20 protein-coding genes are annotated in these 22986 nt (G+C 69.5%); 10 read left to right on the forward strand and 10 right to left on the reverse strand.

Translation table 11 applies throughout. The features are described from left to right. Positions 1–57: 57 nt before the first annotated feature. A complete protein-coding gene (locus tag ACFVDI_RS23510; protein WP_378911111.1) occupies positions 58–1863 on the reverse strand; it encodes an ABC-F family ATP-binding cassette domain-containing protein in 1806 nt (601 codons plus the stop codon). A 95-nt stretch (positions 1864–1958) separates the two neighbouring features. Between ACFVDI_RS23510 and ACFVDI_RS23515 the strand changes: the two genes are divergently transcribed. Next, the gene (locus ACFVDI_RS23515) at positions 1959–3221 is read left to right on the forward strand and encodes a TetR/AcrR family transcriptional regulator (protein WP_378911115.1); all 1263 of its coding nucleotides are present in this window, start codon (positions 1959–1961) and stop codon (positions 3219–3221) included. Positions 3222–3441: 220 nt separating this feature from the next. After that, positions 3442–4254 (forward strand): IclR family transcriptional regulator, encoded by an 813-nt coding sequence (locus ACFVDI_RS23520; RefSeq protein WP_378911118.1) that lies wholly within the window; start codon positions 3442–3444, stop codon positions 4252–4254. Positions 4255–4361: 107 nt separating this feature from the next. Here ACFVDI_RS23520 and ACFVDI_RS23525 read toward each other — a convergent pair whose 3' ends face one another. The 3 genes from ACFVDI_RS23525 to ACFVDI_RS23535 are packed head-to-tail and all read right to left on the reverse strand — an operon-like array spanning position 4362 to position 7256. Continuing rightward, positions 4362–5261, reverse strand: coding sequence for a 4-(cytidine 5'-diphospho)-2-C-methyl-D-erythritol kinase (locus tag ACFVDI_RS23525; protein WP_378911121.1), 900 nt, complete (start codon positions 5259–5261; stop codon positions 4362–4364). Further along, entirely contained in the window at positions 5258–6127 is an 870-nt protein-coding gene (gene rsmA, locus ACFVDI_RS23530; RefSeq protein WP_378911126.1) for a 16S rRNA (adenine(1518)-N(6)/adenine(1519)-N(6))-dimethyltransferase RsmA, read from the reverse strand. The genes ACFVDI_RS23525 and rsmA overlap by 4 nt, the downstream gene beginning before the upstream one ends. A 34-nt stretch (positions 6128–6161) precedes the next feature. Beyond that, entirely contained in the window at positions 6162–7256 is a 1095-nt protein-coding gene (locus tag ACFVDI_RS23535) for a ubiquitin-like domain-containing protein (RefSeq protein ID WP_378911129.1), read from the reverse strand. A 543-nt stretch (positions 7257–7799) separates the two neighbouring features. Between ACFVDI_RS23535 and ACFVDI_RS23540 the strand changes: the two genes are divergently transcribed. After that, the gene (locus ACFVDI_RS23540) at positions 7800–10148 is read left to right on the forward strand and encodes an immune inhibitor A domain-containing protein (protein ID WP_378911136.1); all 2349 of its coding nucleotides are present in this window, start codon (positions 7800–7802) and stop codon (positions 10146–10148) included. Between the two features lie 134 nt (positions 10149–10282). Here the strand turns inward: ACFVDI_RS23540 and ACFVDI_RS23545 are convergent, their stop codons facing one another. Together ACFVDI_RS23545 and rsmI are read right to left on the reverse strand one after the other, a co-directional pair. Further along, complete coding sequence (locus ACFVDI_RS23545) at positions 10283–11104, reverse strand: TatD family hydrolase (protein ID WP_378911139.1); 822 nt, start codon at positions 11102–11104, stop codon at positions 10283–10285. Positions 11105–11117: 13 nt separating this feature from the next. Next, positions 11118–11966 carry a 16S rRNA (cytidine(1402)-2'-O)-methyltransferase gene (gene rsmI, locus ACFVDI_RS23550; protein WP_378911141.1) on the reverse strand — a complete coding sequence of 283 codons (849 nt, stop codon included), beginning with the start codon at positions 11964–11966 and terminating at the stop codon, positions 11118–11120. A gap of 33 nt (positions 11967–11999) precedes the next feature. Between rsmI and ACFVDI_RS23555 the strand changes: the two genes are divergently transcribed. From ACFVDI_RS23555 to ACFVDI_RS23565, 3 genes are read left to right on the forward strand one after another with little or no spacing between them, the layout of a single operon-like run. Further along, on the forward strand, positions 12000–13781 hold the full coding sequence (locus tag ACFVDI_RS23555; RefSeq protein ID WP_378911143.1) for a dolichyl-phosphate-mannose--protein mannosyltransferase: 1782 nt from the start codon (positions 12000–12002) through the stop codon (positions 13779–13781). Beyond that, positions 13772–14902: an N-acetylglucosamine-6-phosphate deacetylase gene (locus tag ACFVDI_RS23560; protein WP_378911146.1), complete on the forward strand. Its 1131-nt coding sequence runs from the start codon at positions 13772–13774 to the stop codon at positions 14900–14902. The genes ACFVDI_RS23555 and ACFVDI_RS23560 overlap by 10 nt, the downstream gene beginning before the upstream one ends. Before the next feature lie 23 nt (positions 14903–14925). Then, positions 14926–15345, forward strand: coding sequence for a DUF3054 domain-containing protein (locus ACFVDI_RS23565; RefSeq protein ID WP_378911148.1), 420 nt, complete (start codon positions 14926–14928; stop codon positions 15343–15345). A 221-nt stretch (positions 15346–15566) separates the two neighbouring features. Here the strand turns inward: ACFVDI_RS23565 and ACFVDI_RS23570 are convergent, their stop codons facing one another. The 4 genes from ACFVDI_RS23570 to ACFVDI_RS23585 are packed head-to-tail and all read right to left on the reverse strand — an operon-like array spanning position 15567 to position 17983. Continuing rightward, positions 15567–16319 (reverse strand): energy-coupling factor ABC transporter ATP-binding protein, encoded by a 753-nt coding sequence (locus ACFVDI_RS23570; protein WP_378911150.1) that lies wholly within the window; start codon positions 16317–16319, stop codon positions 15567–15569. Then, the gene (gene cbiQ / locus ACFVDI_RS23575; protein WP_378911153.1) at positions 16316–16951 is read right to left on the reverse strand and encodes a cobalt ECF transporter T component CbiQ; all 636 of its coding nucleotides are present in this window, start codon (positions 16949–16951) and stop codon (positions 16316–16318) included. The genes ACFVDI_RS23570 and cbiQ overlap by 4 nt, the downstream gene beginning before the upstream one ends. 4 nt (positions 16952–16955) lie before the next feature. After that, positions 16956–17294, reverse strand: a complete 339-nt coding sequence (locus tag ACFVDI_RS23580) for a PDGLE domain-containing protein (RefSeq protein ID WP_378911155.1) — start codon at positions 17292–17294, stop codon at positions 16956–16958. Then, positions 17291–17983: an energy-coupling factor ABC transporter permease gene (locus ACFVDI_RS23585; RefSeq protein WP_378911201.1), complete on the reverse strand. Its 693-nt coding sequence runs from the start codon at positions 17981–17983 to the stop codon at positions 17291–17293. The genes ACFVDI_RS23580 and ACFVDI_RS23585 overlap by 4 nt, the downstream gene beginning before the upstream one ends. 189 nt (positions 17984–18172) lie before the next feature. Between ACFVDI_RS23585 and ACFVDI_RS23590 the strand changes: the two genes are divergently transcribed. The 4 genes from ACFVDI_RS23590 to ACFVDI_RS23605 all read left to right on the forward strand — a co-directional run bounded on the left by ACFVDI_RS23590 (position 18173) and on the right by ACFVDI_RS23605 (position 22955). After that, positions 18173–19402, forward strand: coding sequence for an acetyl-CoA C-acetyltransferase (locus tag ACFVDI_RS23590; protein WP_378911158.1), 1230 nt, complete (start codon positions 18173–18175; stop codon positions 19400–19402). Between the two features lie 181 nt (positions 19403–19583). Further along, complete coding sequence (locus ACFVDI_RS23595; protein WP_378911161.1) at positions 19584–20381, forward strand: CoA transferase subunit A; 798 nt, start codon at positions 19584–19586, stop codon at positions 20379–20381. 3 nt (positions 20382–20384) lie between these two features. Beyond that, positions 20385–21035 (forward strand): 3-oxoacid CoA-transferase subunit B, encoded by a 651-nt coding sequence (locus ACFVDI_RS23600; protein ID WP_378911165.1) that lies wholly within the window; start codon positions 20385–20387, stop codon positions 21033–21035. Between the two features lie 93 nt (positions 21036–21128). Continuing rightward, positions 21129–22955 carry a CocE/NonD family hydrolase gene (locus ACFVDI_RS23605; RefSeq protein WP_378911168.1) on the forward strand — a complete coding sequence of 609 codons (1827 nt, stop codon included), beginning with the start codon at positions 21129–21131 and terminating at the stop codon, positions 22953–22955. Positions 22956–22986: the final 31 nt, after the last annotated feature.

Consider the following 22986-nt stretch of genomic DNA (forward strand, 5'->3'; position numbering starts at 1 on the left):
GGTCATGACGGGCCGACTCGGCGATGGATCTCGTCAGTTTGCGCCGACTCGACAACCTCAGGACAACGCTTCGGCCGCCTCGAGCCACTCCAGCTCGAGCTCGTCCTTCTCAGCAGCGAGCTGATCCAGCTCGGCGCTCAGCTCAGCGAGCCGGGTGTAGTCGTTGACGGCCTCGGCCATCGCGAGCTCGAGCTTCTGCTGCTGCTCGCCGATCCGCTCGAGCTGCTTGTCGATCCGGGCGATGACCTTCTTCGCGGCTCGTTCCTCGGCTGAGCCGGCCTTGGCCTTCACCGCGCCCGCCGGTGACGTCTCGGCCGACCCGAGCGACGCCTCGGCCTGCGGGGCCGACGCCTCGGCAGGGATCGGCAGGCGGCGTTCGAGGTACTCGTCGACACCCCGCGGCAGCATCGAGATCTGGCCGTCGCCCAGGAGCGCCCAGACGGAGTCGGTGACGCGCTCGAGGAAGTAGCGGTCGTGGGAGACCACGATCAGCGTGCCCGGCCAGGCGTCGAGGAAGTCCTCGAGGACGTTGAGCGTCTCGATGTCGAGGTCGTTGGTCGGCTCGTCGAGCAGCAGGACGTTCGGCTCGGTCAGGAGCAGGCGCAGCAGCTGGAAGCGGCGGCGCTCACCACCGGAGAGGTCGCCGATGCGGGTGACCAGCTTGTCGCCGGTGAAGCCGAAGCGCTCGAGCATCGAGGTCGCCGAGAGCTCCTGCCCGTCCGTCGTCTTGGTGACCCGCCTGATCGACTCCACCGTCGGCAGCACCCGGGCCTCGGGGTCGAGGTCGTCGAGCTGCTGGGTCAGGTGCTGGAGGGCGATGGTGCGGCCGTGGCGTACCTTCCCGGCTGCAGGCGCCAGGGAGCCGTCCAGCAGGGACAGCATGGAGGTCTTGCCGGCGCCGTTGACGCCGACGATGCCGATCCGGTCGCCCGGGCCGATCCGCCAGGTGGCGTGCGACAGCAGCTGCCGCTCACCGCGGAACAGGTCGACGTCCTCGACGTCGATGACGTCCTTGCCCAGCCGCTGGGTCGCGAACTTCTGCAGCTCGAAGCGGTCGCGCGGCGGAGGTACGTCCTCGATGAGCTGGTTGGCGGCGTCGATGCGGAACTTCGGCTTCGACGTACGTGCCGGGGCACCGCGGCGCAGCCAGGCCAGCTCCTTGCGGACCAGGTTCTGGCGGCGTACCTCCGAGGCGGCCGCCTGGCGCTGACGCTCCGCCTTGGCGAGCACGAAGGCTGCATAGCCGCCCTCGTACGCGTCGACGGCCCCGTCGTGGACCTCCCAGGTGAACTGGCACACCGCGTCGAGGAACCAGCGGTCATGGGTGACCACGACGAGGGCGGAGGCACGCGCCGCCAGGTGCGAGGCGAGCCAGGCCACGGCCTCGACGTCGAGATGGTTGGTGGGCTCGTCGAGCACGATCAGGTCGTGCTCCCCGAGCAGCAGCTCGGCCAGCGCGCAGCGTCGACGCTCACCACCGGACAGCCCCATCACGGAACGGTCGAGATCGATCCCAGCCAGGAGCTGCTCCACGATCTCGCGCAGCGCGGGTACGGCGGCCCACTCATGGTCCGAGCGACCACCGAGCACCGCCTCGCGGACGGTGTGGGAGTCGACGAGCTGGTCACCCTGGTGCAGGAACCCCACGAGCAGGCCACGCTGGCGCGAGACGCGACCGGAGTCGGGCTCCTCCAGTCCGGTCATCACCTGCAGCAGCGTCGTCTTCCCGTCACCGTTGCGGCCGACGATGCCGACCCTCATCCCCGCGCTGATGCCGAGGGAGACGTCAGAGAGGAGGGGCCGGATGCCGTAGGCCTTGGAGACGTGCTCGAGGTTGAGGAGGTTCGCCATATCGCCTCCCATTGTCCCCGAGGGCGGTGAGACAGCCTGCATCGCGGCGGCCATCCAGCGGCACACCGGGCGGACAAAGCGCCGCTGACCTGCCTAGACTCCATGCAATGGTCGAGAAGACGCTCCGCGAGCACCCCCACGGCTCGCGACAGATGATCCTCGAAGCGGCGCTCCGGTTGGCGGCCGAGCGCGGCTATGTCGGGACGACGATGGCGCTGGTCCGACGCGCGACCGGTCTCCCGCCGTCTTCGCTCTACTGGCACTTCCCGAACAAGGACCAACTTCTCGCCGAGGCGCTCGAGCACGGCTACACCCGCTGGCACCGGGCCGTCCCCCGATGGGAGGAGACGCCCAGCAGGGGCGACCTGCGCGAACGGCTGCTGGCCAACCTCCGGCGTACGACCTCGGACACCCGCGACGCCAGTGCCGACTGGTGGCGGATGGGCCTGATGCTCGCCCTCGAGTCCGGGCCGACGGTCGGCGACGGCCCGCGCCAGCGCTTCCTCCAGATCCGCACCCAGACGCTGGCCGGCTTCGAGCTGTGGTGGTCCGAGGCGGTCGACCTTCCGCCTGCCCACATCGAGACCCTCGCCCGGCTGACCCTCGCGGCCCACGACGGCCTCTTCATCCACGTCCAGACCGATGCGTACGCCGAGCTCGACCCGCTCCGGCAACGGCTCGCCGACGGGCTGGCCGAGGTCGCGGGCCACCTCCGGAAGCAGGACCCGACGACCGTGCCGGAGGACGTGGAGCTGCCGCCGGCGACGTACGAGGGCCGGGGCAGCAGCCGCGAGAAGCTCGTCGCGGCCGCGCTGGAGGTCGCCGCGGAGAGCGGCTACGAGGGCGCCTCGATCAGCCGGATCTGCGCGGCAGCCGAGCTGCCGGCCTCCTCGGTCTACTGGCACTTCGCGAACAAGGACGACCTGTTCTCGGCGGCGGTGGACGACTCGTACCGCGTTTGGAGCAGCGCTCAGTCCTCGTGGCAGCCGCCGAGCGCGGAGTGCGACTGGCCGAGCGAGCTCCCTCGGATGCTGAAGCCCTTGGTGGCCAGCCTCCGTCGCCTTCCCCCGTTCCTTCGGATCGGCCTCATGCTGGTGCTTCCCAAGCGGCCCGAGCCGCTGCCCGGCCGCGACCGGTTCCTCGCCGTACGCCTCCAGGCGCGCGACGACTTCGCCGGCTGGTTCCGCGGAGCTCTCGGCGACGACGGCGCGGATCACGCCGAGGACATGGCCGCGCTACTGCTAGTGATCGCAGACGGACTTCTCTTCGCCGAGGCCCTCGACAGCGCCGACATGCCACCGGCCACGACCTCGGAACTGCTGGCGCGACTGGTCACGGCGACGCCGATTCATGCACAGATGAGCCACTGACCTACTACCGTAGATCCACAGAGGATCTACGACGCTAACGGTCGAAAACGTATGGAAATATGTGCCGTGTCATCTATTTCCGCAGGTCAGGAATGAGATTTATCCAACATTTCCGCCACAACCTCCGGAACGATCGTTACAGTGACTGCTGTCACAGAGAGTCCGAGCCACCAGATCCCCCCGTGTGGTGCGCCTCTGTCTCAGTTAAGGAGATCCCCCCATGAGCGTCTCTGCTATCCCCACCCTGGCTAGTCAGCACGACCATGAAGGTGCCCCGAGGACGACCTCCTCGGCGACCCCGTCTGCGACGAAGGCCCTCCAGATCCTGGAGGCATTTCTCGGAGCCGGCCCGAAGCTCGGTGTCAGCGAGATCGCACGCACCGCGGGCCTACCCAAGTCGACCGCATTCCGCCTCCTGCGCCACCTCGAGCAGAGCGGATACGTCGAGCGCACCGGCCGCCACTATGTGCTCGGACGTCGACTCTTCGAGCTCGGCAACGCCGTGCAGATCTGCCGACCACAAGGCATCCGCGAGACCGCGATGCCGCATCTGGCCGAGCTCTACGTGGCCACCGGCAAGACCGTTCACCTCGCCATCCTCGAGGGCACCGACATCGTGATCCTGGAGAAGATCACCGGCCGCGGTGGCATCCAGCCCGACACGTACGTCGGCGGGCGAGCGCCCGCGGCCTGCACCGCCGTCGGCAAGGCGATCCTCTCCTTCAGCGACCGCAACCACATCGCGGCCGTGCTGGAGTCGGGCCTGGTGAGGCGCACCCGCCACTCCCACGGCGACCCGGCGAAGTTCCTCGCCGAGCTCCGCCGCACCAACAGCGAGCGCATCGCCTTCGACCGCGAGGAGGCCCAGCTCGGCATCGTCTGCGCCGCGGTCCCGATCATGATCGAGGGCCGGGCGATCGCCGCCGTATCCGTCTCCGGCAGCGCCGCCGGCTTCAACGCCGCCAGCATCACCCGGCACCTGCGCCGCGCCGCCGCCGCGATCTCCGACGAGGTCGTCTCCAACGCCGCCTGACCTCCCGCCGAGGCGTCACGTACGTCGGCCGAGGCGTCGGCTAGGTCGGTCGAGCCGTCATACGCTGACATCTCGACCGTCCTACCTGACGCCTCGGCAGGGTCGGGTCAGTAGGTGACGACGTGGGCGCCGGCGACCGGGCCGGGAGCGGTCCAGACGCGGTCGTAGGCCTTGGTCTGCATCGCTCCGGCGATCTCACGGGCGTGGGCGGCGTCGCGGCACAGCATCAGGACCGTCGGGCCCGAGCCGGAGAGCTGGACGGCGAGAGCGCCGGCCTCCTCCCCGTCGGCGAAGGTCTGGGCGAGGTCGGGACGGAGCGCGAGCGCAGGAGCCTGCAGGTCGTTGCTGAGCACCTCGGCGAGGAGATCGGGGTCGCCCTTCTCCAGCGCCATGAGGAGGCGCTCGGGAACCTGCGGGTCGCCGATCTCGCCGGCATGCTCGTCGAAGGCGCGGTAGACCGAAGGCGTGGAGAGCCCCTGCGCGTTGCCGACCGCGACCCACCACCAGGCGCCGTTGTCGGTGACCGGCTCGACGATCTCGCCGCGGCCGCCGCCGATGGCGGTGGCGCCGACGAGCGCGAAGGGTACGTCGGAGCCCAACTGCCCCGCCAGGCTCAGCAGATCCTCGTCGGAGGTCTCCAGCGACCACAGCCGGTCGAGGGCGACGAGCGTCGCGGCAGCGTCGGCCGAACCACCGGCGAGGCCGCCGGCGACCGGGATACCCTTGTGGATCTCGACCCTCGCCGCCTTGTCGACGCCGTGGTGGGCGGCGAGAGCCTTGCCGGCCCGCACGACGATGTTGTCGTCCCCGGTCGGGACCTCCCCGAGCGCGATGTGGTCCTCCGCGGTGACCGCGACCTGCCACTCGTCGGCCTCACTCACGGTGACGTCGTCGTAGAGCCCGATCGCGTGGTAGACGGTCGCCAGCGGGTGGAACCCGTCCTCCCGGACCGGCCCCACGCCGAGGTGCAGGTTGAACTTCGCGGCCACGCGGACGGTGATCGTCATGAGGGAACCCTTTGAAGCGATTCGGTGATGCGTACGAAGTCGGCGATGGTCAGCGACTCCCCACGCGCCAGCGGGTCGATGCCGGCCGCGACGAGCGCCTTCTCGGCCGCCTCGGCAGAGCCGGCCAGCGGCTTGAGTACGCCGCGCAGCGCCTTGCGACGCTGCGCGAACGCGGCGTCGACGACCGCGAACACCTCCTCGCGGGAGACCTCGGTCGACGGCGGCTCGCGGTGACTCCAGTAGACGAGACCGGAGTCGACGTTGGGGGCCGGCCAGAAGACGTTGCGGCCGATCGCTCCGGCGCGGCGTACGTCGGCGTACCAGGCGGCCTTGACCGAGGGGACGCCGTAGACCTTGGAGCCGGGCTTGGCGGCCAGCCGGTCGGCGACCTCGGCCTGCACCATGACCAGCCCGTGACGCAGCGAGGGCAGCAGGGACATCAGGTGCAGCAGGACCGGGACCGAGACGTTGTAGGGCAGGTTGGCGACCAGGGCCGTGGGCGGCGGGCCGGGGACGGAGTCGACACGGAGGGCGTCGGCGCGGATCAGGCTGAACGCGTCGGCCTGGTCGGGGGCGTACTCCTGGATGGTCCGTGGCAGGCGCTCGGCCAGGACCTCGTCGATCTCGATCGCGGTCACCTGTGCGCCGGTCTCGAGGATGGCGAGGGTGAGCGACCCGAGGCCGGGGCCGACCTCCACGACGACGTCGGAGGCGCCGACGCCGGACTCGCGCACGATCCGGCGCACCGTGTTGGCGTCGATGACGAAGTTCTGTCCACGCTGCTTGGTAGGGCGCAGATCGAGCTCGGATGCGAGCGACCGCACCTCCGCCGGGCCCAACAGGCGCGGCGGGGTGCGGTCGGTCATGGGTACAGACTATGGCCCGAAGGCCGAAACAGCCCTACTGCGGCAGGCCGAGCTGCTGCGAGCAGTGCGGCCAGGAGCCGTAGCCACCGTTGGCGTCGCGCACCTTGGTCGCGATCGCGATCTGGGTCTCACGGCTGGCCTCGTGCGGGTAGCCGGAGCCACCGTAGGCCTGCCAGGTCTGCAGGTTGAACTGCAGGCCGCCGTAGTAACCGTTGCCCGTGTTGATCGCCCAGTTGCCACCGGACTCGCACTGCGCGAGCTGGTCCCAGACGGTGCTGCCGCCGGCGAAGTTGGCCGCAGGGGCCTCCTTCTCCTTGGTGCCGACCTTGACGATGCGCGGCTCGGCCTCCTCGATCACGTTCTGCTCGAGGACCTTCTTGGCGACGGCCTGACCGTTCTTGTAGAAGACGCGGTAGGTCACCGAACGGAGTCCGTCGGAGCCCTCGTCCACGACCTCGGTCTCGCCTTCGTACATCGTGGAGTCCTCGCGCTCCTCGACCGGCGCCTCGACCTTCTCGCGGGCGACCTTGCGGATCTTGGCGGAGAAGTCGGTGAAGACGATCCTCTGACCGGTCTTCAGGGCCTCGTCGGAGGCCGGGGAGACCTTGTCCCGGCGCTCGAGCTCGACACCGAGGTCTTCGAGCGCGTCGCCGACGGTCAGCGCGGTCACGCTGACCTTCTTGGTCTTCTCCCCGGCCAGCGCGACCTTGACGGTCTTCGGCGTGATGACGTCGAGCGACATCCCGTCGCGACCGATGTAGGCGCCGCGGCTGGTCGAGAGCTCGGCCCGGTCGTAGTCACGACCCAGCTCGGCGAGAGCACCGCCGACGGTCGTGGCGGTCACCCAGTGGTCCTGGGACTTGCCGTCGACCTCGAGGCTCAGCTGCCGGGCGTAGCGGACGCTGATGGCGCTGCCGTCCTCGACCTCGGTGTCGACCGACGGGGCGACCGCGTCACGGGCGCCGATCTCGATGCCTTGCGCCTCGAGGACCTCGCCGACGGTGTCGGCGTGGACGCTGACGTCCTTGGCCTTGCCGTCGACCGAGAGGATGACGTCGGTCTGGGAGGACTTGACCCCGTACGCGGTGCCGCCTGTGGCGACGACTGCGGCGGCGAGTCCGCCGACCAACAGGGCCTTACGGCGACGAGTAGATGCGATGTTGCGAACCCATGAGGTGGTGCTGCTGACGGGCACAATGCTCCGATGTTCGTGCTCCCCGGGCACGGGCGAACGATGTTGCGAGATCTGAGATCTGCGCGCTGAGGCCCACCCCCAACACCGTCCGGATCTATCCCGATCCCGGCTTTTCGCCGACCAGCGGACCAAATCCAGTCGGTTAAATGCAAGTCAGCCGCTCATTCCGCAGGCAATGACAAGCGTGCAATTCCGGGATCAAATGCGCGTCACAAAACGTTGTGACCACCTCCGAAAGCGAATGACAAGTGTGCGATTCATCACGGCAAAATCGCAGGTCAAGCGGGTTGATCCGGCTGCATGTCGTAATCCCGCCACGAAATATCGTGCCCTCTGGCCAATAGGCGACAAATCCTTTACAGGTAACTGCGTTGCTTGGTGTTGTACTCCGAAGCCATCTCTGTCGTGATGGCCCGTCGTGCCGGTCGGTTCTCGGGAAGGCAGATGTGCGCGATGTCACCAGACTCCGGAGGAACGATGAACAAGCGCGTTTTCAGCGCCCTCGCCGCAATTGCGGTCGCGGGAGTGACGCCGGTTGTCCTCTCCCCCTCGACGGCCAGCGCCGCCGAGGAGAACAGGACCCCGGCTTCCGCCAGCGTGAAGCAGAAGATCGACAACAAGCCAGATGCACTCCACACCAAGCGCACCGAGCTGAAGCAGGCCGCTGCCGAGGCCCTCGTCACGGGTGAGAAGTCGACCGTCACCAAGAACGGCAGTGAGGTCGTCAAGCTGGGCAAGGGCGACAACGCCCGCTGGGTCGAGCACCAGCCGACCGAGAAGTCCCAGCTGCTCAGCTTCCTGGTGGAGTTCGGTGAGGGCGGCAACCCGGCATTCCCCGACAACACCTCGGGCCCGCTCCACAACGAGATCGAGGCCCCGGAGGAGGGCGACAACTCCACCTACTGGGAGCCCGACTTCTCGCGGGATCACTACCAGAACATGTTCTTCAACGAGGACCCGAGTGCGGAGTCGTTCCACAACGTCTACAAGGAGATGTCGAGCGGCCGCTTCGACCTCAAGGGTGACACCAGCGACTGGGTGAAGCTTCCGCACGCCGCGTCCTACTACCAGAGCGAGACCGGCGACGAGACCGCGTCCTCGATGAAGAACTTCATCCAGGACAGCGCCAACGCCTGGTACGACTCCCAGAAGGCCGCCGGCAAGACCGACGCCGAGATCGTGTCCTACCTGAAGGACTACGACATCTGGGACCGCTATGACATCGACGGCGACGGCAACTTCAACGAGGCCGACGGCTACATCGACCACTTCCAGGCGATCCACTCCGGCGAGGGCGAGGAGGCCGGCGCCGACCCGTGGGCCATCTGGTCGCACCGCTGGGCCGCGAACGCCTCCGGCTCCGAGGGTCCGTCGAACTTCCCGAAGGTCGGCGGCGTACAGATCGGCAACACCGACATCTGGATCCGTGACTACACCACGGAGCCGGAGAACGGCGGTCTGGGCGTCTTCGCGCACGAGTTCGGCCACGACCTCGGTCTGCCGGACTTCTACGACACCGCCGGTGGCGAGAACGGCACCGGCTTCTGGACCCTGATGAGCTCCGGCTCGTGGCTGGGTCACGGCGACGGCGCGATCGGCACCACCCCGAACCACATGGGCGCCCCGGAAAAGCTCTTCCTCGGCTGGCTGAACTACGACACCGTCGATGCCGGCACCGCCAAGAAGCTCACGCTCGGCCCGTCGTACCACGACACCGGCGCCAAGACGCCGCAGGCGCTGATCGTCAACCTGCCCGACGGTGCGGCGACGTACGACGCGGGCGAGGGTTCCTCCGGGCGCTCGTTCCTCTACTCGGGCAAGGGCGATGACCGTACCGCCACCGCCGTCAGCCCGTCGATCGCCGTCCCCGCGGGCGGCACGCTGTCGGCGAAGGTGAAGTACGACCTCGAGGCGGAGTACGACTTCACCTTCCTGGAGGCCTCCACCGACGGCGGCACCACCTGGTCGACGCCGCTGGCGACGAACCTGTCCTCGGCCGAGTACAACAACGGCATCCACGGCACCTCGGACAGCTCCTGCACCGGCAACTGCGCGACCAAGGACCCGGTCGAGTGGACCGACCTGACCGCCGATCTGTCGGCGTACGCCGGTCAGAACGTGAAGCTCCGCTTCCGCACCAGCAACGACGGTGGCCTGCACTACTACGGCTTCGCGATCGACGACCTGGCCGTCGGCTCGGCCTACACCACGGACTTCTCGTCCTTCGACGGCTGGACGGTGAACAAGTACTTCGAGCTCACCGATGGCACCTACACCCTGCCGTACAAGCACTTCTACATCGCCGAGAACCGGCAGTACAAGGGCTACGACAAGACCATGGCGACCGGCCCGTACAACTTCGGCTACGCGAACTCCGCGCCCGACAAGGTCGACCACTACCGCTACCAGGACGGCATGCTGGTCTGGTACCAGAACGGTCTGTACAGCGACAACAACACCTCCGCCCACCCCGGCGGCGGTCAGGCGCTGATCGTCGACTCCACGGTGTCCGCTCAGAAGTGGTCCAACGGCACCCTGACCCGCAACCGGATGCAGGGGTACGACTCGACCTTCGACGTCGACAGGAAGGACGCTCTCAACCTGGAGCACGACTTCCTCGACCCGAAGACGGGCGCGTTCATCAGCCGCGAGTCGCTCTCGGTTCCCGCCACCAGGTCGGTCACCGCGTTCATCGACTCGAGCGAGACCGCCTACTGGAACCCCGCCAACCCGCGGCACTCCACCAAGACGGCCGGCTCCGGTGTGAAGATCGAGGTGCTCTCCTCCGACGAGAAGGCCGGCATCATGAAGATCAGCGTCTCCTGACCTGACTCGATCAGCCCCGCTGGTCGAGCCTGCGAGCCCTAGCGAGCGGTGTCGAGACCAACACAGTCGAATGTGTTGGTCTCGACACGCCTCCGCCTAGCGGCTCCGGCGGCTCGACCAGCGGGGCTCGCGCTTTACCAGGTGCCGCCGAAGGCGGTCTCGGTGTTGGTGTTGACGGCGTTGCAGAGCGTCTCGAGGTCGTCACCGCGCACAGCGGCCATCACCCGCATCGTGGCCGGGATCATGTAGCTGGAGTTGATCGCGCCGCGGTGGGGATGGGGCGTCAGGAAGGGGGCGTCGGTCTCGACCAGGATGCGGTCCTGGGGCGTGATGGCGAGGGCGTCGCGGAGGTACTGGGCGTTCTTGAACGTCACCGTGCCGGCGAAGGAGAGGTAGGCCCCGCGGTCCAGGCACTGCCGGGCGAACTCGGCGTCGCCGGAGAAGCAGTGCATCACCCAGCGCTCCGGCGGCCCGACGCTGTCGATCACCTCGAGCACCGCCTGGTGGGCGTCGCGGTCGTGGATCATCAGGGTCTTGTCGAGGCGCTTGGCGATGTCGATGTGACGCCGGAACGAGTAGGCCTGGGTCTCGCGGCCGTCCTCGTCGGTGCGGAAGAAGTCCATCCCGGTCTCCCCCACCACGCGCACCTTGTCGTGCGCCCCGGCGAGCTTCTCGATCTCGTCGAGCGCCGCCTCGAGGTCGGGCTGGCGAGGAGCGTCGTTGGGGTGGAGCGCGACGCCGGCGACCATGTTGTCGTACGTCTCGGCCGCATCGACCGCCCAGCGCGCACCGGGCAGGTCGCAGCCGATCTGGACCACCCTGGTCACGCCCACCGCCGCCGCCTGGGCGAGCGCCTCCGCGACCGGGAGGCTCTCCTCGCCGCGGACGATGTCGAGGTGGGTGTGGTTGTCGACGACCGGTGCGGGCAGTGGCTCGGGTGCCGGGGCGAAGCTCATGCTCACCAGTCTTCTACACGCTCTTGTGGACGAGGTCGTAGACCTCGCGTTTCGGTACGCCGGCGAGCTTGGCCACCTCGGCGATCGCCTCTTTCCTGGTGCGGCCCTCGCCCTCCAGGTCGGCCACGGCCGCGCGCAGGCTGTCGGGGTCGCTGCCGATCTCGGCGGAGGGGTCGGCGCCGGTGACGACGATGGTGACCTCACCTCTCACGCCCTCGGCAGCCCAGGCCACCAGCTCGGCGAGGCCGCCGCGGCGTACTTCCTCATGGGTCTTGGTGAGCTCGCGGCAGACCGCGGCGGCGCGGGTGTCGCCAAAGGTCTCGCGCATGGCCTCCAGGGCCGCCTCGGTGCGGTGGGGCGCCTCGAAGAAGACCATGGTGCGCTCCTCCTTCGCCAGCGACGCGAGGCGGCGGGAGCGCTCGCCGGCCTTGCGCGGCAGGAAGCCCTCGAAGCAGAACCGGTCGACGGGGAGGCCGCTGACAGCCAGCGCGGTCAGGACCGCCGATGGCCCGGGCACCGCGGTGACGCGTACGTCCTTCTCGACCGCCGCCGCGACCAGCCGATAGCCGGGGTCGGAGACCGACGGCATGCCCGCGTCGGTGACCAGGAGGACGCGGTTGCCGTCGAGCAGATCAGCGAGCAGCGCCGGCGTACGCGCACTCTCGTTGCCCTCGAAGTAGGACACGATGCGGCCCTTGAGCTCGACCCCGAGATCGGTCGTCAGCCGACGCAGGCGGCGGGTGTCCTCGGCGGCGATGACGTCCGCGGTGGCCAGCTCGGAGGCCAAACGGGGTGGGGCATCTTCGACACGTCCGATGGGGGTTGCCGCGAGTACGAGCACGCCGTCGTCTGGAACTACCACCCCGATATTGTCGCAGGCCTATAAGGTGCCTTCGTGACAACGACGGTGACCAGGGCCGACGAGCCCATGGAGGGGTTGGCGAGCACCCCCTCGGGTCACCTCCTCCCGACCGCCTGGGAGCGCGCCCGGCGCCGCATCAGTGGCTCGCCACGAGCCGGCTGGCTGGCCACGATCGGCATCACCGCGCTCGCGTTCCTGCTGAGGATGTGGCACCTCGGCACCCCGAAGGTCTTCGCCTTCGACGAGACCTACTACGCCAAGGACGCGTGGGCGCTGCTGGAGTTCGGCTACGCGCGCAACTTCGTCGAGGGTGCCGACGAGAACATCCTCGCCGGCCAGCTCGACGGGCAGTTCGCAGACGGGCCGTCGATGATCGTCCACCCCGACGTGGGCAAATGGATCATTTCGATCGGTATCAAACTATTTGGTATGGATCCGTTCGGCTGGCGGATCGCCTCGGTCGTGGTCGGCTCGCTGCTGGTGCTGCTGACGATCCGGTTCGTACGCCGCGTCTCCGGGTCCATGCTGCTCGGTCTCGTCGGCGGCATCCTGGTCACCTTCGACGGGCTCGCCTTCGTCCTCTCCCGGCTGGCCCTGCTCGACCTCTTCGTCGCCTTCTTCCTGCTGCTCGCGGTGCACCTGATGGTGATGGACCGCGACTGGTGCCGGCGCCGGTTCTCGACCCTCGCGCCCACCCAGCTCGCCGAGCCCGGCGCCTGGGGACCGGTGCGGCGCATGCTGTTCCGGCCGTGGCTGCTCTGCTCGGGCGTCGCCTGGGGTCTGGCGATCGGCTCGAAGTGGGAGGCGCTCTACCCGCTGGCCGCCTTCGGTCTCCTCTATGTCGCCTGGTCCGCCGGGATGCGGCGCTCCTTCGGCGTACGTCTGGCCTGGCTGCGTGCCTGTGTGGCCGACGGGCCGACGGCGTTCGTGCACCTGGTGGGCGTCGCGCTCGCGGTCTACGTGATGACCTGGATCCCGTGGATGGCCCACGCCGACGTCTACGAGGGCGCGCTCTCGGCGACGCAGTACACGCGCTACACCGGCGAGGGGCACTGCGAGAACAAGTCGTACGTCCCCGAGAACCTCAACGACAACCGCTGGCCGACCGCCACCGAGCCGGACGCGTCCGGGCTCGGTGAGGCGACCCAGTCGCTGCGGTCGCTGTGGTACTACCACCGCGACGTCTTCACCTTCCACACCCACTTCCTGGAGTGCGCCGAGCACACCTACGGCTCGCATCCGATCGGCTGGCTCGTCCTGAACCGGCCCGTCGGGGTCGCCGCCGACACCGGGATCCTGTCCGGCTCGAAGTCGCGTGGCGAGATGTGCGAGGCGTCGCCCTCGACCGATCCCGACGGCGACGGTCCCGAGCAGGCGGGGACGTGCCTGCGGCAGGTGCTGCTGCTGGGCACCCCGGTGCTGTGGTGGGGAGCGTTCGTCGCGCTGATCGTCTCGGCGTTCATGTGGGTCGCCGCGCGCGACTGGAGGTTCGGGGTCGCCGTCGTCGGGGTGCTGTCGACGTGGCTTCCCTGGCTGCAGTACGCCGGGCGGCCGATCTTCTCCTTCTACATGATCATCGCGCTGCCGTTCCTGGTCCTCGGCCTGTGCCTGTGTCTGGGCAAGCTGCTGGACCGGCCGCCGCCACTGGCGGGTGGGGGCGTCGCCAGTCGGCGTCGGGTCGGGGGTGCTGTCGCCGGTGGCATCTTCGTCGTGCTGGTGATCCTCAACTTCGCCTGGTTCTGGCCGATCTACACCGACGAGCTGCTCACCCGGCAGGAATGGCTGACGAGGATCTGGTTCAAGCGATGGATATAGAGCATGTGGTACGCGGCCGGGTGCCGCGGCCGGGAGGCTTCGACGACATCGTCGTGACCGTGTCCGCCGGGGTCGTCTCCGACGTGCGGGCAGCCGCTGAGGGCGACCCTTCGTCGTCCGGGATCCTGCTGCCCGGCCTGGTGGACATCCACAACCACGGCGGTGGCGGGGCCTCCTTCCACTCCACGTCCTCCGACGAGATCGCCGTGGCCGCCGGTGTCCACCATGCCGCCGGCACGACCACGCTGCTCGCCTCGACCGTCACCGACGCGCCTGAGCGGTTGCTGTCGGTGGTATCCGTGTTGGCCACCGCCGCGGAGGACGGGCTGATCGCCGGGATCCACATGGAGGGGCCGTTCCTGGAGCACTCCTGCCGCGGCGCCCACGATCCCGAGCTTCTGATGGCGCCGGATCCCGGGCTCACCCGCGAGCTCATCGCCGCCGCGCGTGGGCAGCTGCGGGTGATGACGCTCGCCGCCGAGCTCCCCGGGGCTGACGAGGTCGCCGCGGTGCTCACGTCGGCCGGGGTCGTGGTCGCGCTGGGGCACACCGCCGCCTCCGCCGCACAGGCCCGCGCGTTCCTGGCCGGACCGGGCGGGCTGGTCACCCATCTGTTCAACGGGATGCCGCCCGCGCACCATCGCTCTCCTGGGCCGGTGCTCGGATCCCTGGGAGCCGCCGGTGTCGGCGACGCCTGCGTGGAGCTGATCGCCGACGGCGTACACCTCGACGACGAGACGGTCCGGGCGGTGATGTCGATGGTGCCCGGCTCGGTCGTGCTGGTCACAGACGCGATGGCCGCGGCCGGGATGGACGACGGCGACTACCAGCTCGGCCCACTGTCCGTGGAGGTACGCTCCGGGGTCGCCCGAGTCGCCGACGGGACCGGCAACGGGTCGATCGCCGGCGGCACCTCGCGCCTCCTGGACCAGGTACGCCGCCACGCGGCCGCGGGGATCGACCTGGCCATGCTGATGAAGGCCGCCACTCTGCGGCCGGCGTCGGTGGTCGGGCTGGACGCGGGCCGCCTCGAGCCCGGTGCCCGCGCCGACCTGGTGATCACCGACGAGTCGCTGCGGCCGACCCGGGTGATGCGCGGCGGGGCCTGGCTGTCCGCGTAGGCCCGACTCGTATCCTGGGCCCCATGTCCTCCACGGAGTCCTCCTCCCCGCTCGTCGCCGGACTCGTGCCCAGGTGGGCGGTCGCGGCCTTCGCCGTCGACGTCTTCTTCGTGCTCCTCTTCGCCTTCGCCGGACGCCAGTCCCACGACTCCGGCCCGGCGCTCGTCGTGCTCCGGATCGCCTGGCCGTTCCTGGTCGGGCTCGTCGTGGCCTGGGCCGTGCTGGCCTGGCGCCGCTGGCCGGCGCTCCGCGCCTGGCCGGCGGGCGTGGTCGTCTGGCTGGGGACGTACGTCATCGGGATGGTGCTGCGCGGCCTCACCGGCGGGGGCCTCGCGCCCGCGTTCCTGGTCGTCTCGCTCCTCTTCCTCGGACTCACCCTGGTCGGCTGGCGCGGCTACGTGAGCGCCAAGCTCCACTACCGCTCGAGGCGCCTCGCCGAATAGGTAGTTGCGGCGGCCGAGACCCTAGAAGTGGGGGGGGGCCAATAGCGGTTGTGGGGGCCCCACCGACACAAACGAGGAGGGGGGGGGCGGGGGCGCCGTCTCCGGCCCCCCCACCCCCCACCCCCGCGGGGGGCGCCCCCCCGTTTTGGTGGGGGGGGGGCCCCCCCCCCTCTCCGGGGCCCCCTATCCTGTGGTTCCCCCCCCCACAACTGCAATCTCGGCTAGAGGGTGGCGGCAGCGGCCACCGGGTCGAAGCCGAAGGGGAGCTCGAGGCGGTGGGCGCGCATGAGATCGGCGTTGGACAACACATCCACCGTGCGGCCCTCGGCTGCGACGATGCCACCGTCGAGGATGACAGAGCGCTCGCAGAGCTCGAGGGCGTACGGCAGGTCGTGGGTGACCATCAGGACGGTGACGTCGAGGTCGCGGAGGATGTCGGCGAGCTCGCGGCGGGAGGCGGGGTCGAGGTTGGAGGACGGCTCGTCGAGGACCAGGATCTCGGGGTCCATCGCCAGCACGGTGGCGACCGCGACCCGGCGGCGCTGACCGAAGGAGAGATGGTGGGGTGGGCGGTCGGCGAAGTCCTCCATCCCGACCTTCGCAAGCGCCTCGGCGACCTTCGCCTCGAGCGCCTCGCCGCGCAGACCGAGGTTGGCGGGACCGAAGGCGACGTCCTCGCGGACCGTGCCCATGAAGAGCTGGTCGTCGGGGTCCTGGAAGACGATGCCGACGCGGCGGCGGATCTCCTTGATGTTGGCCTTGGTGACGGGCAGGCCGCTCACCGCGACGGACCCGGCACCGGCGAGGTGGATGCCGTTGAGGTGCAGGACCAGCGTGGTCTTGCCGGCGCCATTGGGTCCCAGCAGCGCGACCCGCTCACCGCGGTGGACGTGCAGGTCGACGCCGAAGAGCGCCTGATGGCCGTCGGGATAGGCGAAGGCGAGGCCGCGTACGTCGAGGACTGGAGTCGTCATCTCGACAAGCTCGATACATCGCACCGGGGCATTCTCCCTGTGTAGCCGCGCGAGACCATGGCCAGGTGCACCCGCTCACCGCGCTCGAAGGAACGGATGAACAGCGCGCCGACCGACCGGGCGAGCACCGGCCAGTGGAGCGGGTTGCGGGCGACGAAGCCCCGTGAGGCCCGCGCGACCGCCATCCGGCGCATCTCGTCGGTCACCACCTCCAGGTAGCGCACCATGAACGCCATGATCTGCACCAGCTGCTGAGGCAGCCGCAGCCGCTCCAGGCCGTGGACCAGCTCCTGCGGTGTGGTCGTCGCGGCCAGCAGCAGGCCGGCGATCACGCCGAGGGTGCCCTTGACCAGCAGTCCCCACGCGGAGAGCAGACCCGACTCGCTCAGGCTGAGCCCGAGCACCTCGATCCGCGGCCCGTGCGCGATGAACGGCATCAGCACCGCGAAGACCACGAACGGCGTCTCGACCACCATCCGCTTCAGCACCCATCCCGGACGCACCCGGCCCACCGCCCCGACCGTCACCAGGACGGCGAGGAAGATTCCGTACGCCGCGAACCACTCCCGCGGGGTCGCCACCACCACGAGCATGAAGCCGACCAGGGCCAGCACCTTCAGATGTGCGGGCACCGGCTCAGGCCTCGTCGGAGGAGTCGGTGGGCCGGCGGCGTACGATCAGGGCGAGCCCGCCCGCGAGGAGCAGCACCACGACGGTGCCGATCACGCCGGCCAGGCCGCCGGAGAGGCGGTCGTTGTCGACACCCTTGGTGCCGTAGTCGGCCAGCGGGCCATCGGCGGCACCGTGCTCGGAGGCGCTGTCGAGGAAGCCGGTCTTGCCGGCGACGTACTCGAGGCCGTCGGGATGGGCGGACGCGTAGTAGGAGACCACGCCGGCCAGGAGCAGGGCGACGACGGCGATGCCGACGGCGACCCACGTGAACGGGACGCGCTTCTTCGTCGTGGTGCTGGTCATGCGACCGACTCCTTGGGCTTGATGACCAGATCGCGCTCGGTGATCACGCCTCGCGCGGCGTAGACGAGGTCTGGGCGTACGGAGAGGATCGCGCCGACCGCAAGGAACGTGATCGCGCCCTCACCGAGACCGATGACCGTGTGCCAGCCGAGCATCGCGGTGGCCAGCGTCGTCAGCGAGATGTCGGCGGTGCCGCCGGCGGCGTAGAGGGCGGTGAAGACGAGCGCCGCGGCGGGGACGGAGACGAAGGCGCCGATCGCGGCGCAGGGCGCGACCAGGCCGACGCGCTTCGGCAGCAGCTTGATCAGCACCCGGCTCACCAGCCAGCCGACGACCACCGTGGTGACGGCCATCAGCAGGATGTTGGTGCCGAGAGCGGTGATGCCGCCGTCAGCGAACAGCAGCGACTGCACGATCAGCACGACCGAGACGCACAGCACCCCGGTCCACGGACCGACCAGCACGGCGGCCAGCGCCCCGCCCATCAGGTGTCCGCTCGTGCCGGCCCCCACCGGAAAGTTGAGCATCTGGGTCGCGAAGACGAACGCGGCGACGAGGCCGGCCAGCGGGGCGGTCTTGTCATCGAGCTCGCGGCGAGCGCCGCGCAGCGCGACGCCGACCGCAACGACAGCGACAGCGCCGGTGGCGATCGACGTCGGAGCGTCGAGGAAGCCGTCGGGGACGTGCATGGTCACCTCTGTGATCTGCGTGGGGTCGGTCGAAGGGGAGCCTGAGACATGAGAACTGCTAACGCGAACTTATCGCAATAGCCTCGCCCGCGCACTGTCCGGTCGGGTAGTGAATCAAGACGTCGAAGGTGTCAATCAGCATCAAATGGGTACTTCTCAAGTCATGACTGTCCGCGTACCGTCGAAGGCATGAGCAGCTCCGCCAACGACATCGTCATCTGCGAGCCCCTCCGCACCCCGGTCGGCCGGTTCCTCGGCGCCCTGGCGCCGCTGACCGCGACCGACCTCGCCACGACGGTCCTGCGCGAGCTTGTCGAGCGCACCGGCCTGCAGGAGGGCGACGTCGACGACGTCATCCTCGGCAACGGCTACGCGAGCGGAGAGAACCCCGCGATCGGCCGCATCGCGGCCCTCGACGCCGGACTCGGCACCGGCGTCCCCGGCCTCCAGATCGACCGCCGCTGCGGCTCGGGTCTGCAGGCGATCCTGTACGCCGCGGGCTCGGTCGCCACAGGCGCCGCGAACCTCGTCATCGCCGGTGGCGCGGAGTCGATGTCCAACGTCGAGCACTACGCGCTCGGGCTGCGCGACGGGGTGAAGCAGGGCGGCATCGAGCTTCTCGACCGCCTCGACCGGGCTCGCGAGACCGCCGGCGGCAAGGACCACCCGATCCCCGGCGGCATGATCGAGACCGCCGAGAACCTGCGCCGTGAGTACGGCATCTCCCGCGAGGAGCAGGACGAGCTCGCGCTGCGCTCCAACCAGCGCGCCGTGGCCGCCCACGAGGCCGGCAAGTTCGCCGACGAACTGGTCCCGGTGACCGTCCCCGGCGGGCGTCGCAACCCCGACATCGTGGTCGATCGCGACGAGCACCCGCGTGCCGACATCTCCCCGGAGAAGCTCGCCTCGCTGCGCCCGATCCGGCTGAAGATCGACGAGGAGTCGACGGTCACCGCGGGCAACGCCTCCGGCCAGAACGACGGCGCCGCGATGTGCGTCGTGACCACGCGCGCCGAGGCGGAGAGGCGTGGCCTGACTCCCCTGCTGGCGCTCAAGTCGTGGGCGGTGTCCGGCTGCGAGCCCGAGCGGATGGGCATCGGCCCCGTCCTCTCCAGCCGCACCGCGCTGTCCCGGGCCGGGCTCACCCTCGACGAGATCGACCTGATCGAGCTCAACGAGGCGTTCGCCGCCCAGGTCCTCGCCGTGCTGCGCGAGTGGAAGATCGACGCCACCGACGAGCGGCTCAACCCCAACGGATCGGGCATCTCGCTGGGTCACCCGATCGGCGCCACCGGCGCCCGGATCCTCGCCACGGCCGCCCGTGAGGCGCAGCGCCGACAGGCGACGTACGTCCTGGAGACCATGTGCATCGGCGGCGGCCAGGGCCTCGCCGCCGTCTTCGAGGCCGTCCGTGGCTAGCTCCTGCGCCGAGTCGGCCCGTCTTGACGCAAGTCAGTGCCGAGTCGGCCCGTCTCGACACGGATCCGTGCCGAGTCGGCCCGTCAAGACGGGCCGACTCGACCAACGATGCGGTCAAGACGGGCCGACTCGGCGGGGCACGAGACACATACACCCGCACGTTGACGGAAGAGGGAAGTAGATGGGTCTGGACAAGGTGGTCGGGTCGGCCGCAGAGGCGGTCGCCGACATTCACAGCGGGGCCAGCCTGGCCGTGGGCGGCTTCGGGCTGGTGGGAATCCCGTGGTTCCTGATCGACGCGCTGCGCGAGCAGGGAGCGGACGACCTGATGGTCGTCTCCAACAACTGCGGCGTCGACGGCGCCGGGCTCGGGCTGCTGCTCGACGACCACCGCATCTCCCGCGTGATCGCGAGCTACATCGGTGAGAACAAGGAGTTCGGCCGCCAGTACCTGGCCGGCGAGATCACCCTCGAGCTCACCCCGCAGGGCACGCTCGCCGAGCGGATGCGTGCCGGCGGCAGCGGGATCGGTGCGTTCTACACCCCGACCGGCGTCGGCACGATGGTCTCCGACGGCGGTCTGCCCTACCGCTACCACCCCGACGGCACGATCGCCGAGGCTTCCGACCCGAAGGAGGTCCGGGAGTTCCACGGCAAGCAGATGGTGCTCGAGGAGGGCATCATCACCGACTTCGCGCTGGTGCGCGCGACCCGCGTCGACCGGGCCGGCAACGCCCAGTTCCACGCCTCCTCGCGCAACTTCAACGTGCCGGCCGCGATGGCCGGACGGGTCACGATCGTCGAGGCCGAGGAGGTCGTCGAGGTCGGTGAGATCGCCCCGGCCGACGTACATCTCCCCGGGATCTTCGTGAAGCGGATCGTCGCCCTGACGCCCGAGCAGGCGGCCCGCAAGGACATCGAGAAGCGTACGACGCGCGGCGAGCGCCCCACCGACACCGCATCGAGCAAGGAGGCCTGAGTCATGGCTTGGGACCGCAACCAGATGGCCGCGCGCGCCGCGCAGGAGCTGCAGGACGGCGACTACGTCAACCTCGGGATCGGGCTGCCGACGCTCATCCCGGACTACATCCCGGAGACCTCGACGGTCGTGCTGCACGCCGAGAACGGCATCCTCGGCGTCGGCCCGTTCCCCTACGAGGACGAGGTCGACCCCGACCTGATCAACGCCGGCAAGCAGACCGTGACCGTCCTCGCCGGGGCGTCATACTTCGACTCCGCGACCTCGTTCGCGATGATCCGCGGCGGCCACATCGACGTCGCCGTCCTCGGCGCGATGCAGGTCGCGACCAGCGGCGACATCGCCAACTGGATGGTCCCCGGCCAGATGGTCAAGGGCATGGGCGGTGCGATGGACCTCGTCTCCGGCGCCGGGCGCGTGATCGTGCTGATGGAGCACGTCACCAAGAAGGGCGCCCCCAAGCTGCTGGCGGCCTGCGACCTGCCGCTGACCGGGCGCGGGATCGTGAAGCGGGTCATCACCGACCTCGGGGTTCTCGATGTCGCCGGCGAGGTGTTCGAGCTCGTCGAGCTGGCTCCCGGGGTGACGTACGACGAGGTAGTGGCGGCCACGGGCGCGCCGGTCGTCGACAAGACGACAGCAGCGGTCGCTTAGTCTCGCGATTCAATATCGGAGCAGGGTTCCGTAACTCGCGTTTGCACTTCCTCGTTCCGAGGTGTGATACCCACCACACCCCTGGAGTGAGTCGTGAAACTCGGCAGACTGGCGTTCCTCGTTCCGTTCCTGGCCCTCGTCGCGACCTTTCTGCCGCCGGCGCTCTCCCTGCCTGCCGCCTCGGCGGCGCCTGCGGTCACCGCCCAGGTGCCGCAGGCGCGGGCCGGGACGTGGAAGCCGCGCCCGGCGACGTACGGCGTGGTGGTCGAGAAGGACGTCGAGCTGACGATGTCCGACGGCATCGTGCTCCGTGCCGACATCCACCGTCCCGCGAAGGCCGACGGCACCGCCGCGCCGGGTCGCTTCCCGGTGATCCTGACGCAGAACCCCTACAACAAGAACGTCTCCGGCCGGAGCGGCGGAAACTACTTCGTGCAGCGGGGCTACGTCTTCGTCCAGACCGACGTACGCGGCACCGGCTCCTCCGCCGGCCAGTGGGACGCCTTCGGCGACCGCGAGCAGAAGGACGGCCTCGAGGTGGCCAACTGGGCGACCTCGAAGAAGCGCCCGTGGAGCAATGGCGAGCTCGGCCTGTGGGGCCCGTCCTACATGGCGATCAACCAGTTCTTCACCGCGGCCCAGCACCCGCGCGGGCTGAAGGCGATGTTCCCGATCGTGCCCGCGGGCGACGTCTACCGTGACGTCGTCGCCTCCGGCGGGCAGATCGACGCCGGGTTCATCCCGCTGTGGTTCGGACTGGTCACCGGATCGGGGCTGGTGCCGCCGGCCGTCAACAAGACCCGCCCGGAGGCCACGCTGACCACGTTGCTGCAGCACGTCGGCGGCGCCCTCGGGTTCCAGGTGCCCATGCTCGTCAGCGCGGCATTGGGGAGCGACGCGGGCTACGACGGTCCGTTCTATGCGAAGCGATCGCCGCTGAGCGTGGTCGACGAGATCGACGTGCCGACGTTCGTCACGGCAGGGCAGTACGACATCTTCCAGCGCGGCACCCCCATGCTCTTCGACCGGATGCAGCGGAACGGGGTCGACACCAAGCTGCTCATCGGCCCCTGGACGCACGCCGAGGCCTCGACCGGAGCCGGCCTGGAGGGCAGCGGGATCAACAGCCTCGACGAGATGGCGCTGCGGTGGTTCGACACCCACATCAAGGACATCCCCGACGCGGCCCTCGACAAGGACGTCGCCCCGGTGACCTACCACGAGATCGGGTCCGGGAAGTGGCGCACGATGAAGTCGTGGCTCGGGAGCGAGGTGCGGGCCAGGACGTACGCCCTCGGGTCGGACCTGAAGCCGGTCGGCGGCGACACGATCGCGCCGCTGCCGGTGCAGGGACTGTGCTCCCGCAGCACCGCGCAGTGGACCGCCGGTGCCCTGGCGATCCCCGGCTGCGTGACCGACAACCGGATCAATGACGCGCTCGGGGTTTCCTACGAGACCGCTCCGGCCACCTCTCGCACGGCCTTCTCGGGTCCGCTCAACGCCGAGCTGTCCGTCTCCACGACCGGTACCGACGGACTCATCTCGGTCTCGGTCGAGGACGTCGCCCCTGACGGGTCCGTCGACCGCATCACCGGCGGGTGGCAGACGCTGCGCCACCGTGCCGTCATCCCGTCGAGAGCTCGGACGCTGAACGGCCAGGTCGTGCAGCCCTGGCACCCCTTCACCCGCGAGGCCGAGCAGGCGGTCGTGCCGGGCCGGATCTATCGCGTTCCCGTCGAGGTCTTCCCGACCGGAGCGGTGATCGAGGAGGGCCACCGCCTGCGAGTCACCGTCCACTCCTACGACGTCCCCCATCTGCTGCCCAACGTCAAGCAGCTGGTCCGGGGCGTGGCCGGCGTGGTCACGGTCCATCACACGACGGTGAACCCCTCGACGCTGGTCCTCCCGGTCCGGAGGTAGCGCCGAGGGGTCGGCCTGTGGCGTCGAGACG

It is taken from the genome of Nocardioides sp. NPDC057767, from assembly GCF_042798275.1.
Classification (GTDB): domain Bacteria; phylum Actinomycetota; class Actinomycetes; order Propionibacteriales; family Nocardioidaceae; genus Nocardioides.

Excerpts from the sequence above, each read along its gene's own strand:
- ACFVDI_RS23510 (WP_378911111.1), bottom strand. The coding sequence starts at position 1,863 with ATGGGAGGCGATATGGCGAACCTCCTCAACCTCGAGCACGTCTCCAAG.
- ACFVDI_RS23515 (WP_378911115.1), top strand. The coding sequence starts at position 1,959 with ATGGTCGAGAAGACGCTCCGCGAGCACCCCCACGGCTCGCGACAGATG.
- ACFVDI_RS23520 (WP_378911118.1), top strand. The coding sequence starts at position 3,442 with ATGAGCGTCTCTGCTATCCCCACCCTGGCTAGTCAGCACGACCATGAA.
- ACFVDI_RS23525 (WP_378911121.1), bottom strand. The coding sequence starts at position 5,261 with ATGACGATCACCGTCCGCGTGGCCGCGAAGTTCAACCTGCACCTCGGC.
- rsmA (WP_378911126.1), bottom strand. The coding sequence starts at position 6,127 with ATGACCGACCGCACCCCGCCGCGCCTGTTGGGCCCGGCGGAGGTGCGG.
- ACFVDI_RS23540 (WP_378911136.1), top strand. The coding sequence starts at position 7,800 with ATGAACAAGCGCGTTTTCAGCGCCCTCGCCGCAATTGCGGTCGCGGGA.
- ACFVDI_RS23545 (WP_378911139.1), bottom strand. The coding sequence starts at position 11,104 with ATGAGCTTCGCCCCGGCACCCGAGCCACTGCCCGCACCGGTCGTCGAC.
- ACFVDI_RS23560 (WP_378911146.1), top strand. The coding sequence starts at position 13,772 with ATGGATATAGAGCATGTGGTACGCGGCCGGGTGCCGCGGCCGGGAGGC.
- ACFVDI_RS23565 (WP_378911148.1), top strand. The coding sequence starts at position 14,926 with ATGTCCTCCACGGAGTCCTCCTCCCCGCTCGTCGCCGGACTCGTGCCC.
- ACFVDI_RS23570 (WP_378911150.1), bottom strand. The coding sequence starts at position 16,319 with ATGACGACTCCAGTCCTCGACGTACGCGGCCTCGCCTTCGCCTATCCC.
- ACFVDI_RS23580 (WP_378911155.1), bottom strand. The coding sequence starts at position 17,294 with ATGACCAGCACCACGACGAAGAAGCGCGTCCCGTTCACGTGGGTCGCC.
- ACFVDI_RS23585 (WP_378911201.1), bottom strand. The coding sequence starts at position 17,983 with ATGCACGTCCCCGACGGCTTCCTCGACGCTCCGACGTCGATCGCCACC.
- ACFVDI_RS23590 (WP_378911158.1), top strand. The coding sequence starts at position 18,173 with ATGAGCAGCTCCGCCAACGACATCGTCATCTGCGAGCCCCTCCGCACC.
- ACFVDI_RS23595 (WP_378911161.1), top strand. The coding sequence starts at position 19,584 with ATGGGTCTGGACAAGGTGGTCGGGTCGGCCGCAGAGGCGGTCGCCGAC.
- ACFVDI_RS23600 (WP_378911165.1), top strand. The coding sequence starts at position 20,385 with ATGGCTTGGGACCGCAACCAGATGGCCGCGCGCGCCGCGCAGGAGCTG.